Source organism: Jatrophihabitans sp. sgz311053 (assembly GCF_056135305.1).
In genome coordinates, this window is record NZ_JBWAXP010000001.1 from 1065566 (window position 1) to 1079092 (window position 13527).

Consider the following 13527-nt stretch of genomic DNA (forward strand, 5'->3'; position numbering starts at 1 on the left):
TGCCCGCGGCCGTGCGGTGATCAGGGCGTGCCCGCCTCGAGCGACGCGACCCGTGCCGACCGTGGCCGGCGCAACCCGTCGACGGTCAGCACGATCAGTGCCACCCACACCAGGACGAAGCCGATGAGCTCGGCGGTGGGGAGCGACTCGTGGCGGATACCGACCCCGACGGCGAACTGCAGCACCGGGGTGAGGTACTGCAGCAGTCCCACGACGCTGAGCGGCAGACGGCGGGTGGAGGCTGCGAAGAGCAGCAACGGCACCGCCGTGACGATCCCGCTGGTGGCGATGAGCAGCGAGGTCGACCACCGGGTCCCGAAGACAAGATCGCCCTGCGCGCCGACAACGGTCAGCGCCACGATCGCGGGGACGAAGAGCACCGTCGTCTCGACGGCGAGCGAGTCGGCCGCACCGACGTCGGCCTGCTTCTTGCAGAAGCCGTACATGCCGAAAGAGAAGGCGAGCACCAGCGCGATCCAGGGTGGCCGGCCGTAGTCCACGGCGATGACCACCACGGCGACGACGCCGATCCCGACCGCCGCCCACTGCGCCGGACGCAGCCGCTCGCCGAGCACCACCACGCCGAGCAGGATCGTGAAGAGCGGATTGATGAAGTACCCGAGACTGGACTCCACGACATGCCCGGAGTTCACGCCGTAGATGTACGTCCCCCAGTTCGAGGTGACGAAGACGGCGCCCGCCGAGAGCAGCAGCAAGGACCGCCGATTGCGCAACGCCGCGCGAAAGCCGGCGAAGCCGCCGGAGAAGCGCAGCACCACCAGCACGACGACCAGCGTCCACGCCATCCGGGACGCCAGGATCTCGATCGTCCCTGCGGGTTCCAGCAGCGGGAAGTAGAGCGGGAAGATGCCCCAGAGGAAGTAGGACGAGATGCCGAAGGCTAGCCCGCGGCGGCGTTCCCTCTCGTCCGTGGCGGTGTCGCCGGTGATCAGGCGACCGACCAGGTGTCCGAGCCGAGCAGCAGCTGCTGCAGCGCGGCGTCGTCGCCGTCGGCCTTTGCCGCCGCCTCGTCCAGCTGCGCCGCCATGGCGGCGTCGTAGGTCGGCCGCTCGACCGAGCGGAAGACGCCCATCGGCGCGTACCGCGAATCCTGCGACTGCAGCCGCGAGAGCGCGAACGCGTAGCTCGGGTTGTCGGTGTGCGCGTCGTGGACGACGACCCGCGGGTCACCCTCGGCGACGCCGTCCTCGATGGTGAGGTTTCCCAGCGCATCCCGGACGACCGCCTTGGAGCCGTCGGCTCCGAAGCGCAGCGGCTCGCCGTGCTCCATCCGGATCGTCCAGTCGTCGCGGGTCTCGGCGTCCTTGAGGACGTCGAAGGCGCCGTCGTTGAAGATGTTGCAGTTCTGGTAGATCTCCACCAGCGCGGCGCCCTCGTGGTCGGCGGCCGCGCGGAGCACCGACTGCAGGTGCTTGCGGTCGCTGTCCAGGGTGCGGCCGACGAAGGTCGCCTCGGCGCCGAGGGCCACGGACACCGGGTTGAACGGGTTGTCCAGTGACCCCATCGGCGTCGACTTGGTGATCTTGCCGATCTCGGAGGTCGGCGAGTACTGCCCCTTGGTGAGGCCATAGATGCGGTTGTTGAAGAGCAGGATCTTGAGGTTCACGTTGCGGCGCAGCGCGTGGATGAGGTGGTTGCCACCGATGGAGAGCGCGTCACCGTCGCCGGTCACCACCCACACCGACAGGTCGGTCCGCGACGTCGAGAGGCCGGTCGCGATTGCCGGGGCACGCCCGTGGATCGAGTGCATCCCGAAGGTGTTCATGTAGTACGGGAAGCGCGAGGAGCAGCCGATGCCACTGATGAAGACGATGTTCTCGCGCGGCACCCCCAGCTCGGGCATGAAGCCCTGGACCGCGGCGAGGATCGCGTAGTCACCGCAGCCCGGGCACCACCGCACCTCTTGGTCGGTCTTGAAGTCCTTGGCCTTGAGGCCGAGGTCCTTGGGAGACACGTCAGTCATGCGTGATCACTCCTTGCAGCATCTCGGCGAGCTCGTCGGCCTTGAAGGGCAGCCCGCGCACCTGGGTGACGCTGATGGCGTCGACGAGGTATTTCGCGCGGATCAGCATGGCCAGCTGGCCGAGGTTCATCTCGGGGATGACGACCTTGTCGTAGCGGCGCAGCAGGTCGCCGAGGTCGTTAGGGAAGGGGTTGAGGTGCCGCAGGTGGGCCTGCGCGACGGCGAAGCCGGCGTCACGGACCTGGCGGCAGGCTGCCCCAATCGGACCGTAGGTCGAGCCCCAGCCCAGCACCAGCACGGACGCCTCACCGGACGGGTCCTCGACCTGCATCGGCGGGATCGTCGCGGCGATGCCGTCCACCTTGGCCTGCCGGGTGCGGGTCATGAAGTCGTGGTTGTCGGGGTCGTAGCTGATGTTTCCGGTGCGGTCGGCCTTCTCGATACCGCCGATGCGGTGTTCGAGTCCCTTGGTGCCGGGCACGGCCCACGGCCGGGCGAGGGTCTCGGGGTCGCGCAGGTAGGGCAGGTACTCGCCCTCGCCGCCGTTGGCCTCGGGGTCGCCGTTGCGCTCGGTGGCGAACTCGACGCGCAGGTCGGGCAGCTCGTCCACGGACGGCACCGGCCAGGGCTCGGAGCCGTTGGCGATGTAACCATCCGACAGCAGGAACACCGGGGTCCGGTAGGTGAGCGCGATCCGGGCCGCCTCGACCGCGGCGTCGAAGCAGTCGCCGGGGGACTGCGCCGCCACGATCGGCACCGGCGCCTCACCGTTGCGGCCAAACATGGCCTGCAGCAGGTCGCTCTGCTCGGTCTTGGTCGGCAGGCCGGTGGAGGGGCCACCGCGCTGGATGTCGATGACGATCAGGGGCAGCTCGAGCGACACCGCCAGGCCGATGGTCTCGCCCTTCAGAGCGATGCCGGGACCGGAGGAGGTGGTGACGGCCAGCGAGCCTCCGAAGGCGGCACCGAGGGCGGCGCCGATGCCGGCGATCTCGTCCTCGGCCTGGAAGGTCCGCACGCCGAAGCGCTTGTGCTTGCTGAGCTCGTGCAGGATGTCCGACGCCGGGGTGATCGGGTACGCGCCGAGGAAGAGCGGCAGCCCCGAGCGCTGGGCCGCCGCGACGAGACCGTAGGCGAGCGCCAGGTTGCCACTGATGTTGCGGTACGTGCCCTTCGCGACCGCGGCCGGCTTCACCTCGTAGCTGACGCCGAAGGCCTCGGTCGTCTCGCCGAAGTTGTAACCGGCCTTGAACGCCGTGATGTTGGCGTCGGCGATGTCGGGCTTGCTCTTGAACTTGGTCTTGATGAAGTTCAGCGTCCCCTCGGTGGGGCGCGAGTACATCCACGACAGCAGCCCGAGGGCGAACATGTTCTTCGAACGGCCGGCGTCCTTGCGGGAGAGCTCGGTGCCCTCCAGCGCGTCCAGCGTCAGCTGCGTCATGTCGAAGGCGTGCAGGTTGTAGCCGTCGAGCGTGCCGTCCTCGAGCGGGTTGCTGCTCCACCCCACCCGCGCCAGCGCCCGCGTCGTGAAGTCGCGGGTGTCGACGATGAGGGTGGCGCCCTTCGGCACCTCGGCGAGGTTGGCCTTCAGCGCCGCCGGGTTCATGGCGACGAGGACGTCGGGACGGTCGCCCGGCGTGAGGATGTCGTGGTCGGCGAAGTGCAGCTGGAAGGACGAGACGCCGGCGAGCGTGCCCTGGGGCGCCCGGATCTCGGCGGGGAAGTTGGGGAAGGTCGCGAGGTCGTTGCCGAAGACGGCCGTTTCCTGCGTGAACCGGTCCCCGGTCAGCTGCATCCCGTCGCCGGAGTCACCGGCGATCCTGATGACGACCTTGTCCAGCTGTTCGACCTGCTTGTTGGTCATGCCTGCGCGATGCCTCCGCCGCGTGGAGTGGGTTGTGGCAGGACTTCGGCAGTACCGAGACCACAACCGTCTCATCTTACGTTTGGGCGACACTCCGCGCCGGTGTCGTGGCTCACGGCGGCCGCCAATGGGCGTCAATCCGGGCAGATCAGACGCCGACCCGGTGCCTGCCTGCCGTCCTCGAGCCGGTCGTGAGCGGCCTGGCTGCGTCGGGTAGAAAGTCCCGCAAGCGTTCGGGACCTAAGTCCCGACGGGGTGCCCGAGGAGGCGTCATGACGGACCTGGTCCTTCCCGCGTTCGAGATGGACTGCCGCGACTGGATCGTCACCGGTCCGGCCGAGGCCGGGCTCCCCGAAGAGGTCGCCGGCGCGCCGCTGCTGGCGGTGCTCTCCACCATGGTCATCGACGGTGACATCCGCGAGGCGACGGGCGCGCTCACCGTCGGCATCCTGGACGCCGACGATGACCTGGAGATCCGGCAGGTCGCGCCGGGCTCGTTCGCCCACGAGTTGGTCGAGGTCGACGGCGTCCCCAACACCCGCCGCTATGTCATGCCGGCGCCGGGTCAGCAGCTGGCGCTGCTGGCGGAGTTCGTGGTCGCCCAGGGCGATGCCGACGCCGAGCTGGACCGCCGGGTCGAGGCACTCATGACCAGTTTCCGGTGGCAGGACGCCGCTTGAGGCTCAGTCGGCCGTCACCTCGGTGATGGCGGCGGTGGCGACGTCGAAGACGAAGCCGCGGATTGAGTCGCGATGCGGCAGCCACGGACAGGTGCGGATCCGCTCGATGGAGCGCCGGGTGTCCTCCTGCAGATCGGTGAAGCCGTCAACCCGCCACGGCGGCTCCTCGCCGCTCTCGCGCGTCAGCTCGGCGCGGAAGGCCGCGTCGTCGAAGTTGTCCATCCCGCACTGCGTGTGGTGGATGACCACGATCTCGCGGGTGCCCAGTGCCCGTTGGCTCAGCGCGAGCGAGCGGAGGACGTCGTCGGTGGGAATGCCACCGGCGTTCCGGATCAGGTGCGCGTCGCCGATGTCGAGCCCGAGCGCGCCGAAGAGGTCCAGCCGCGAGTCCATGCAGGTCACGACCGCCAACCGCAGCTTGGGCTTGACGGGTCGGGCGCCGGGGAAGGTCTCGGTGTAGCGGACGTTCGCATGCACCAGGTGGTCTATGGCTGACATGAGTATCAGCCTGGCAGAAGGCGTCGGCGGGAACGAGCCGGAGTGACTGGGGCGTTGATGTGACATGCACGGCTTACGCAACAACCTCAAGACCGCACTCCTGTTCGGGGTGCTCGGCGCGATCCTGGTCGTCGGCGGCGGACTGATCGCCGGCCGGGGCGGCCTCGTCGTCGGCCTGCTGCTGGCGGTGGGCATCAACGCCTACAGCTACTTCAACTCCGACAAGATCGCGCTGCGCTCCATGGGCGCCCGTCCGGTCGGCGAGATCGAGCAGCCGGCGATGTATCGCATCGTGCGGGAGCTCGCGACCGCCGCGCGGCAGCCGATGCCGCGGCTCTACGTCTCACCCACGGCGCAGCCCAACGCCTTCGCGACCGGGCGCAATCCCCGTCACGCCGCGGTCTGCGCCACGGAGGGGATCCTGCAGGTCCTGGACGAGCGCGAGCTGCGTGCCGTCCTCGGCCACGAGCTCTCCCACGTCTACAACCGCGATATCCTCATCTCCTCGGTCGCCGGCGCCCTGGCCGCGGGCATCACGATGCTGGCCAACTTCGCGATCTTCTTCTCGCCCGGCGGCGACCGGGACCGCAACCCCTTCGCGGCGCTGCTGATGGTCTTCCTGGGCCCGCTCGCCGCCTCCATCGTGCAGCTGTCGATCAGCCGGTCGCGCGAGTACCAGGCCGACGCCTCGGGGGCCGCGCTGACCGGTGATCCGCTCGCGCTCGCCTCGGCGCTGCGCAAGCTGGACGCCGGGACGCAGCGCATCCCGCTGCAGAAGACGCCGCGGCTGCAGTCCAGCAGCGCGCTGATGATCGCCAACCCGTTCGGCGGGCTGCGCAGCCTCTTCTCCACCCACCCACCGATGGCCGACCGGATCGCCCGGCTGGAGGCGATGGCGCGTCAGCGGTAGTTGGTGAACTGCAGCGGGACGTCGAGGTCTGCACCCCGCAGCAGCGACTGCACCTCCTGCAGCGCGTCCTTCTTCTTGCCCGAGACCCGGACCTGGTCGTCCTGGATCGCCACTTGGACGCCCTTGGGGCCCTGGTCCTTGATGAGCTTGACGATCTCGCGGGCGTGGTCGCGGTCGATGCCCTGCCGCATCGTCCCGGCGATGACGTAAATCTTCCCGGACGACTTCGGCTCGCCGGCGTCGAAGGCCTTCATCGAGATGTCGCGCTTGACGAGCTTCTCCTTGAAGACGTCGAGGGCGGCCTTGGCCCGCTCCTCGGTGTCGGCCTTGATGGTGACGCCCAGCTCGCCCGACCACTCCACGCTGGCGTTGACGCCGCGGAAGTCGAAGCGCGTGGCCAGCTCCTTGGCGGCCTGGTTGAGGGCGTTGTCGACCTCTTGCCGGTCGATCTTGCTGACGATGTCGAAGGACGGGTCGGCCATGACTGCACCGTAGCCGAGGTGCGCGGTGGCCGAGGGAGCGGCGGCGCGCGGCGTCCGGTAAGGTCTCGGGTTGGCCGCAGCGATGCGGTTGCTTCACCCCTGGCGGGTTGCCCGAGTGGCCAAAGGGAGCGGACTGTAAATCCGCCGGCTCAGCCTACGTTGGTTCGAACCCAACACCCGCCACGCTCCGCCCCCGGCAGCCTCGCTGCGCGGGGGCGTCGGCGTCTTGGCAGGTAGACGGCGATAGCCTGCCGGGCAGACCCCCTCCGGGTGCCGCGACCGTTGCGCCCGGCGTCGAGCGAGAGGAGACCCCGCGATCATGACGTCGTCCGGTGCGCAGCCCGAATCGCGACTGCGCACGGTGGCGGTGGTCCTGGCCGGGGGGACCGGTTCGCGGGTGGGGCTGGACCGCCCCAAGCAGCTGCTGAAGGTGGCGGGCCGGACCGTCATCGAGCACACCGTGGCCGCGCTGAACGACTGTCCCGAGATCGACGAGATCCTCGTGATGATGGCCTCGGACTTCGTGGCCGACGCCGAGGAGCTGCTGCTCGGCAAGCCTGCCCTTCCCAAGGTGAGCCGGGTGCTGCCCGGCGGTGCCGGCCGCAACGAGTCGACGATCGCCGCGCTGGCCGCGCTCGGTCCCGAGGAGTGCAATGTCCTCTTCCACGACGCGGTGCGGCCGCTGCTGCCGCCCGGCGTGGTAACCGAGTGCGTCCGGGCACTGCAGACGCACGAGGCGGTGGACGTCGCGATCGCCTCGGCCGACACCGTCATCGAGGTCGACGACGAGCAGCGCATCGTCGCGATCCCCGACCGCAGCCACCTGCGCCGGGGCCAGACCCCGCAGGGCTTCCGGATCTCGGTGATCCGGCGGGCCTACGAGCTGGCCGCAGCCGACCCGGACTTCCGCGCCACCGACGACTGCGGCGTGGTGCTGCGCTACCTGCCCGAGGTGCCGATCCACGTGGTGCCCGGCGACGAGCAGAACATGAAGGTCACGTACCCGATCGACCTCTTCCTCGTCGACAAGCTCTTCCAGCTGAGCTCCCACGGTGTCGAGGCGCGGAGCCCGGAGAAGGTCGCCGAGACGCTGCGCGGCCGCACTGTGGTCGTCTTCGGCGGCAGCTACGGCATCGGGGCCGATGTCGTCCGCTTCGCCGAGGCGATGGGGTGCCGGGTCTTCTCCCACAGCCGCTCCACCACCGGCACGCACGTCGAGGACGCCGCCGCCGTGGCCGAGGCCCTCGCCGCCGCGGCGGCCGAGACCGGCCGGATCGACGCCGTGGTGCTGAGCGCCGCGCAGCTGCTCACCGGACCGCTGGCCGAGATGGACGACGAGACGATCCGCGCGCAGCTCGACATCAACCTGCTCGGGCCCATCCTGGTGGCCCGCGCCAGCGCGCCGTACCTGCGGCAGAGCCGGGGTCACCTCGTGCTCTTCACCTCCAGTTCCTACACCCGCGGTCGTGCCGACTACTCGCTCTACTCGGCCACCAAGGCCGCCTGCGTGAACTTCGCCCAGGCGCTCGCCGACGAATGGTCCGACGACGGGATCCACGTCAATGTCGTCAACCCGGAGCGGACGCGGACCCCGATGCGGGTGGCGGCCTTCGGGCCCGAGCCGGAGGGCACCCTGCTCGACAGCGAGACCGTCGCCTCGACCGTGCTCGGGCTGCTCGCCTCCGACATGACCGGCCACGTCGTCGACGTCCGTCGGCACGACGCGTCGTGAGCGAGCCCGAGGGCGGCGCCTCCGGCGGGGCCGCCATCGGTTACGGCCTCGGTGCGGCCGCCGTTCTCGGCGCGGGCTTCGTCGCGCTCTTCGCCGGCGCCGTGGCCGGCCTCGGTGGCCTCACGGTGGCCGGCGCCCTCGTGGTCTGGCTGGCCGACGTCGCGCTGTACCGCGTCGGCGACCGCCGCGTCGTCGGTGCCCTGAACACGGTCAGTGCCGGCATCACCTGGCGAGCCTTCATCCGCCAGCTCCTGCTCGTCGCGTACCTCTGGTTCTCCGGCTGCGCCGGTCACGGTGCCACCGGGGTGCTGCTCGCCCTGGTCCTGCTGCACCACCTCGTGCTCGGGCTGTACCTGGGGCTGCGGACGGTGGTCCGGACCCGGCGGCTACGTCGCCTGGAGACCCGCAACCTCGACGTCCCCGGTGCCGAGCTCCCGCCGGCGCCGTCCGAGCTGCTGATGGCCCGCGGGACGCAGCTCCTGCTCAACCTCGACCTGCTGCTCATCCTCGCGGTCGGCTGGGGGTGGCTCGACGGCGACTACGGGCTGGTCGTCCCGGCCGCAGTCGTCATGGTCGTCCTGGCACTGCTCGTGCCGGTGGCGCTGCTGCCGCAGGTGCTCGCGCTCGTCCGGCTGCCGGACGACGAGACGCGGATGCGGGCCGCGCAGCGGGCCGTGCTGGCGGTTCAGCCGCGCGTCATCCTGTACTTCTCCGGCGGTGCGGCCGACATCTATCAGGCCAACATGTGGTTCGAGACGATGGCGCGCCTCGACCGCCCGGCGCTGATCCTGCTCCGCGAACGTCGCTATCTCGACGACCTGGCGCCCACCTCGGTCCCGGTGCTCGTCCTGCCCTTCACCGCCGACGTGATGAACCTGGACATGCCGAGCGCCCGGGTGGGGCTCTACGTCGCCAATGTCGGCCGCAACATCCACCTGCTCCGCGAGCCGGGCGTCAAGAGCGCCTTCATCGGCCACGGCGACAGCGACAAGACCGCGAGCTTCAACCCCGCCACCAAGGTCTACGACGAGGTCTGGGTGGCGGGCGAGGCCGGCCGCGACCGGTACCGGCGCGCCAACGTCGGGGTGCGCGACGAGGACATCGTCCTCGTCGGACGTCCCCAGCTGGACGGCATCGCCGCGCTGGGCGATCGCCCGGTCGGCGACCCCTTCACTGTGCTCTACGCGCCCACCTGGGAAGGCTGGACCGACGACCCGTTCCAGACCTCCGTGACGGCGATGGGCGAGGGAATCATCGCCGAACTGCTGGCGACGCCGGGGGTCCGGGTGGTCTACAAGCCGCATCCGCTCACCGGGCGGGTCAACCGTCGCACCGGCGCCGCCAGCGAACGGATCATCGCCGCCGTCCGGGCGGCCGGTGCGCCGCACGAGGTCATCGCGAACAACGAGAAGGCCCTCTTCGACGCCTTCAACGAGGCCGACGCCCTGGTCAGCGACATCAGCAGCGTGGTGTCGGACTTCCTGCGCTCGGGCAAGCCCTACTTCGTCTCCAACCCGAGCGGGATCGCCGACGACGAGTTCCGCGACCGGAATCCCTCGGTGCGTGCGGCGTACCTCGTGCGCCCCGACATCGCGGGTCTGCGCGACGGTCTCGCCGCAGCTCGGGGCGACGACCCGATGCGCGCCCGCCGCGACGAGGTGCGCACCTACCTCATCGGACCGCCCTCCCAGGACTCGATGTCACTGTTCCGAGACGCCGTCGACGCTCTCGCCGCGAAGGCCGAGGCGCAGTACGGCAGCCACGGCCTGCGCAGCAGCCAGGTCGACGACGACTCCGAGGAGACGGGATAACGGTCATGTCGATCCGCGTGAGTGTCGTCGTCGCCGTCTACAACACCGGCGAGTACATCGAGCCGCTGATCCGGTCGCTGATCGGGCAGTCCCTGCCCGCCGACCAGTTCGAGATGATCTTCGTCGACGACGGGTCGAACGACGGCGTCACCCCGCAGCGACTCGACCGCCTCGCCGCCGAGCGGGACAACGTCGTCGTTCGCCACATCCCCAACAGCGGCTGGCCGGGCAAGCCGCGCAACATCGGCATCGACCTCGCCCGCGGCGACTACGTCTTCTTCGCCGACCACGACGACTGGTTCGCCCCCGAGGCCCTCGAGCGACTGGTCCGCTACGCCGACGACAACGCCTCCGACGTGGTGATCGGCAAGTACGCCGGCCACCACCGCGGGGTCGCGAAGATGCTCTTCGCCAAGTCCCGGCCGGACGCGACGCTCGAGAACGCCCCGCTGATGGACTCCCTCACCCCGCACAAGCTCTTCCGGGTGGCGTTCCTCAACGAGATCGGACTCCGCTTCCCGGAGGGCAAGCGGCGCCTGGAGGACCACGTCTTCGTGGTCGAGTCCTACTTCCGGGCGACGAAGATCTCCGTCTACGCCGACTACCACGTCTACTTCCACATCGGCCGCGCCGACGCCGGCAATGCCGGGTACCAGCGCATCGACCCGCCGTCCTACTACGGCTACGTTCGCGAGACGATCGACATCGTCCTGCGTCACACCGAGCCGGGACCGCTGCGCGACCGCTGCCTGCGCCGGCCGATGCGGCAGGAAGTCCTCGGCCGCCTGGACGGGATGAAGTTCGCGGCGCAGGATCGTGACTACCAGCGGCTGCTCTTCGACTCGGCGCGCACCGTCGCGGTGGAGACCGTCCCGCCGCAGGTGGACGACGGCCTGTCGGTGCGGCAGCGCGTCGCCGCCGAACTGCTGCGCGACGACCGCTTCGAGGACCTGCTGACCTACAACCGCATGCAGGCGGCGGTTCGCTGCCGGGCCCGCCTCACCTCACTGCAGTGGCGCGAGGACGGCACCCTCGCGGTCGGCTTCACCGGCGCGCTCTACGACGGCGACGAGCCGTTGCGCTACGACCGCGACGGCGAGGAGTGGTTCTCGCCGGTGCCGCTGACGCGCGGAGTCCGGGACGACACCCGGCGGGCCACCCGCGACATCGCCGCCATCAAGATCGCGTTGGTCGCCCGCCGCCGCAGCGACAGCAAGGAGTTCACGCTCGCCACGAAGGTGACGCGGACCGTGCACGACGACGTCGTGGCCGGCGGTCGCCGGTCGTGGCTCGAGCTCGCCGGCGAGGCGGTGGTCGACCACCGCACCTTCGGACGCGACCAGCGCTCGTTCTGGGACTTCTACGTCAAGATCAATCAGACCGGCTGGGCCAAGGAGGCCCGGCTCGGCCGCGAGAAGGCCGACGGCGTCGAGGCGGTGCTCGCGCTGGTGCGGGGGACGACGGTGGTCCCGTACTGGACCACCCCGAGCGGCGACCTCACGCTGCGAGTCGGGGTGGACGGCCGCACCTTCGCCCGGGCGCTGCGCCCCGCCGCGACCCGAGCCGTGGCCGGCGAGGTCGAGGTGGCCCTGCCGCTGCGGGTGCTCGGTGGGGACGCCCCCGAGGCCTCGCTGCGCTTCGCCCCGCTGCGGGGCGCGGCGGTGTCGCGCCCCGCGCAGCTGCGGGTGGCGGTGGCGGGCTCGCTGCTCGCCGCCGCGCTGCCCCGCCGGGGGCCGGCGGTCTACCGGCTGCGCTTCGCGCTGCGCCTGCCCGGCTGGGGACGGCCCCGCCCCACGGGTTCGCTGGTGGTGGGTGTCGGGTCCCGGGCGGTGGCGGTGCTGCCGGATCCCGCGGTCTGGCTCGGCAGCGTCCGAGGTCGTGCCGGTGCCCATGTCGCCCGGCTCCGGGCGACCCGCAGGAGGCTGCGCGGCGGCCTCGCGCGACGGCTGGCGCCGCTGCTCAGTAAGGGACGGCGGCGCTGACGAGCACCGGGTTGTGGTCCGAGGGGATGACGCCGCGGAACCGCCCGCCGACCAGGTCGAGGACCACCGCCCGCGACGAGATCGCGATGCCCGGCGGCGCGAAGACGTAGTCGATGCTCTGGGCGACCCGTGGCGGCGTCCGCAGGTACAGGTTCGCACTGTTGTAGGCGCCGTTGACCAGCTGCTGCGCCACCTCCCGGGAGTCCCGGATGCCGGCGGCGGCCATCACCTGACCGGCGGCGTCGTAGACGTGGTTGCGGTTGCGCACCGAGTTGAAGTCGCCGGCGTAGAAGAGCGGAGCGCCGGCGGCGCGGGCGACGGCGCCGGCCCGGGAGAGCAGCAGTCGCGTCTCCGCCGCGCGCTGGTCGTCGGCGGCCTTGCCGGAGCCGTAGTTCAGGTGCACCGACACCGCCAGCACGAGCGCCCCCGAGCCCCGGTGCCGCAGCAGCTGGTACGCCGCCGTGCGCCCGTCGCCAAGGTCCCAGTGTCCGCCGGCGCCGACGGCTCGGTAGACCGAGCTGCGGAAGAGGACGTAGTTGCCGAAGCGCTGGTACCAGTGCTCGCTCGGCGGGGTCTCGGTGCGCGCCAGGGTGTAGTCGCCGAGGGCCGAGTCGATGTCGTCGACCTGTCGTCGTCCGCCGTAACCGGTGGGTGTTCCCACCCAACCTCCGCCCTCCTGCAGGCAGAGGATGTCCGGAGCCGACCGCCGGACGAGCGCCAGCACGCCGGCGCGCCGCTGTGACCACGGCGCGATCGTCTCGCCCGAGGTCCGGGTGCCGTCGGCCGCACTGGTCAGCACGTTGTAGGTCATGATCCGCACCGGTTGCAGTCGGGACCGCACCACCGCCGACGTCGGTGCCGACCATGCCGAGGGCGTCGACCCGTTGCGGGTGCGGACCTGCCACCAGTGACGCCGGCCGGCGGTGGTGCCGAGCGGGGTGAAGCCGGTGACGGTGCCGCGGAGCGCGAAGACCCTGCGGCCGGCCGTCATGGCTGCGTTCGTCGCCTGGGCGACCTCCGTGAGCTGGTATCCGGCCGGGGTTCGCCAGCGCAGCGAGGTCCCCGTCGTCGCCGAGGTGGCGGTGAGGCCGGTGGGGGTCGAGGGGCGCAGGGAGAACGAGCCGAGCCCGCTGCTGTAGCGCGTGTGCGTGCCGTTGCTGGTCCGCAGCCGGAACCAGTAGCGCGAGGTCGAGTACGGCAACGACCCCACGGTCAGCCGCGGCACCCGTGATGTCGGGGATCGCCGCGCCTCGGCGAGGCGCGCCACCGCGAGGGCGCCGCGGTCTGTCGCCACGTAGAGGCGGTAGCCGGTGGCGTGTGCGACCTTCGGCAGCACCACGGTGACCGAGTCGTGCCCGAGCGCCACCACCCGCCCGACCGTCGGTCGTGCCGGTACCGCCGCGGCAGGCCTCGCCGTGGCGGCGGGGGCGACGATCGTGCCGGCCAGCGACAGTCCGGAGACGGCCAGCCCGGCGGTGAGCAGGGCGGACGCAGAGCGCAGGCGCATCGAGGCAGTCTCCGGGGGAGGCGGGTCGGCGCCGAGCATGCCGGCCCCGACGACGATCGTCCGCACCATCGACGAGC

General features: G+C 70.9%; 11 protein-coding genes and 1 tRNA gene. 6 read left to right on the plus strand and 6 right to left on the minus strand.

All coding sequences use genetic code 11. The features are described 5' to 3' along the window. Positions 1–20 precede the first annotated feature (20 nt). Genes rarD through AC0NZQ_RS04795 form a run of 3 tightly spaced genes read right to left on the minus strand, consistent with a single transcriptional unit; the run spans position 21 to position 3848 of the window. Positions 21–965 carry an EamA family transporter RarD gene (gene rarD, locus AC0NZQ_RS04785; protein WP_474529424.1) on the minus strand — a complete coding sequence of 315 codons (945 nt, stop codon included), beginning with the start codon at positions 963–965 and terminating at the stop codon, positions 21–23. After that, the gene (locus AC0NZQ_RS04790; protein ID WP_474528503.1) at positions 950–1984 is read right to left on the minus strand and encodes a 2-oxoacid:ferredoxin oxidoreductase subunit beta; all 1035 of its coding nucleotides are present in this window, start codon (positions 1982–1984) and stop codon (positions 950–952) included. The genes rarD and AC0NZQ_RS04790 overlap by 16 nt, the downstream gene beginning before the upstream one ends. Further along, the gene (locus AC0NZQ_RS04795; protein ID WP_474528504.1) at positions 1977–3848 is read right to left on the minus strand and encodes a 2-oxoacid:acceptor oxidoreductase subunit alpha; all 1872 of its coding nucleotides are present in this window, start codon (positions 3846–3848) and stop codon (positions 1977–1979) included. Before AC0NZQ_RS04795 ends, AC0NZQ_RS04790 begins: the two co-directional genes overlap by 8 nt. 272 nt (positions 3849–4120) lie before the next feature. Here AC0NZQ_RS04795 and AC0NZQ_RS04800 point away from each other — a divergent pair, with 272 nt between their 5' ends. Then, positions 4121–4528 carry a hypothetical protein gene (locus AC0NZQ_RS04800; protein WP_474528505.1) on the plus strand — a complete coding sequence of 136 codons (408 nt, stop codon included), beginning with the start codon at positions 4121–4123 and terminating at the stop codon, positions 4526–4528. A 3-nt stretch (positions 4529–4531) separates the two neighbouring features. Here the strand turns inward: AC0NZQ_RS04800 and AC0NZQ_RS04805 are convergent, their stop codons facing one another. Continuing rightward, complete coding sequence (locus tag AC0NZQ_RS04805; protein ID WP_474528506.1) at positions 4532–5026, minus strand: beta-class carbonic anhydrase; 495 nt, start codon at positions 5024–5026, stop codon at positions 4532–4534. Positions 5027–5090: 64 nt separating this feature from the next. Between AC0NZQ_RS04805 and htpX the strand changes: the two genes are divergently transcribed. After that, positions 5091–5936, plus strand: coding sequence for a zinc metalloprotease HtpX (gene htpX, locus AC0NZQ_RS04810; protein WP_474528507.1), 846 nt, complete (start codon positions 5091–5093; stop codon positions 5934–5936). Here the strand turns inward: htpX and AC0NZQ_RS04815 are convergent. Continuing rightward, complete coding sequence (locus tag AC0NZQ_RS04815) at positions 5927–6418, minus strand: YajQ family cyclic di-GMP-binding protein (protein ID WP_474528508.1); 492 nt, start codon at positions 6416–6418, stop codon at positions 5927–5929. The two genes, htpX and AC0NZQ_RS04815, sit on opposite strands and share 10 nt — an antisense overlap. Before the next feature lie 101 nt (positions 6419–6519). Here AC0NZQ_RS04815 and AC0NZQ_RS04820 point away from each other — a divergent pair. From AC0NZQ_RS04820 to AC0NZQ_RS04835, 4 genes are all read left to right on the plus strand, one after another. Next, positions 6520–6601 (plus strand) — tRNA-Tyr (locus AC0NZQ_RS04820). A gap of 136 nt (positions 6602–6737) precedes the next feature. Beyond that, positions 6738–8150 (plus strand): SDR family NAD(P)-dependent oxidoreductase, encoded by a 1413-nt coding sequence (locus tag AC0NZQ_RS04825; protein ID WP_474528509.1) that lies wholly within the window; start codon positions 6738–6740, stop codon positions 8148–8150. Next, complete coding sequence (locus AC0NZQ_RS04830; RefSeq protein WP_474528510.1) at positions 8147–9961, plus strand: CDP-glycerol glycerophosphotransferase family protein; 1815 nt, start codon at positions 8147–8149, stop codon at positions 9959–9961. The genes AC0NZQ_RS04825 and AC0NZQ_RS04830 overlap by 4 nt, the downstream gene beginning before the upstream one ends. Before the next feature lie 5 nt (positions 9962–9966). Then, positions 9967–11943, plus strand: coding sequence for a glycosyltransferase family 2 protein (locus tag AC0NZQ_RS04835; RefSeq protein WP_474528511.1), 1977 nt, complete (start codon positions 9967–9969; stop codon positions 11941–11943). Here AC0NZQ_RS04835 and AC0NZQ_RS04840 read toward each other — a convergent pair. Next, positions 11921–13519, minus strand: a complete 1599-nt coding sequence (locus tag AC0NZQ_RS04840) for an endonuclease/exonuclease/phosphatase family protein (RefSeq protein ID WP_474528512.1) — start codon at positions 13517–13519, stop codon at positions 11921–11923. The two genes, AC0NZQ_RS04835 and AC0NZQ_RS04840, sit on opposite strands and share 23 nt — an antisense overlap. Positions 13520–13527 lie beyond the last annotated feature (8 nt).

Bases quoted from the DNA above. Each gene is read 5' to 3' on its own strand.
- AC0NZQ_RS04790 (WP_474528503.1), bottom strand. From the start codon at position 1,984: ATGACTGACGTGTCTCCCAAGGACCTCGGCCTCAAGGCCAAGGACTTC.
- AC0NZQ_RS04795 (WP_474528504.1), bottom strand. From the start codon at position 3,848: ATGACCAACAAGCAGGTCGAACAGCTGGACAAGGTCGTCATCAGGATC.
- AC0NZQ_RS04800 (WP_474528505.1), top strand. From the start codon at position 4,121: ATGACGGACCTGGTCCTTCCCGCGTTCGAGATGGACTGCCGCGACTGG.
- AC0NZQ_RS04805 (WP_474528506.1), bottom strand. From the start codon at position 5,026: ATGTCAGCCATAGACCACCTGGTGCATGCGAACGTCCGCTACACCGAG.
- htpX (WP_474528507.1), top strand. From the start codon at position 5,091: ATGCACGGCTTACGCAACAACCTCAAGACCGCACTCCTGTTCGGGGTG.
- AC0NZQ_RS04815 (WP_474528508.1), bottom strand. From the start codon at position 6,418: ATGGCCGACCCGTCCTTCGACATCGTCAGCAAGATCGACCGGCAAGAG.
- AC0NZQ_RS04825 (WP_474528509.1), top strand. From the start codon at position 6,738: ATGACGTCGTCCGGTGCGCAGCCCGAATCGCGACTGCGCACGGTGGCG.
- AC0NZQ_RS04835 (WP_474528511.1), top strand. From the start codon at position 9,967: ATGTCGATCCGCGTGAGTGTCGTCGTCGCCGTCTACAACACCGGCGAG.
- AC0NZQ_RS04840 (WP_474528512.1), bottom strand. From the start codon at position 13,519: ATGGTGCGGACGATCGTCGTCGGGGCCGGCATGCTCGGCGCCGACCCG.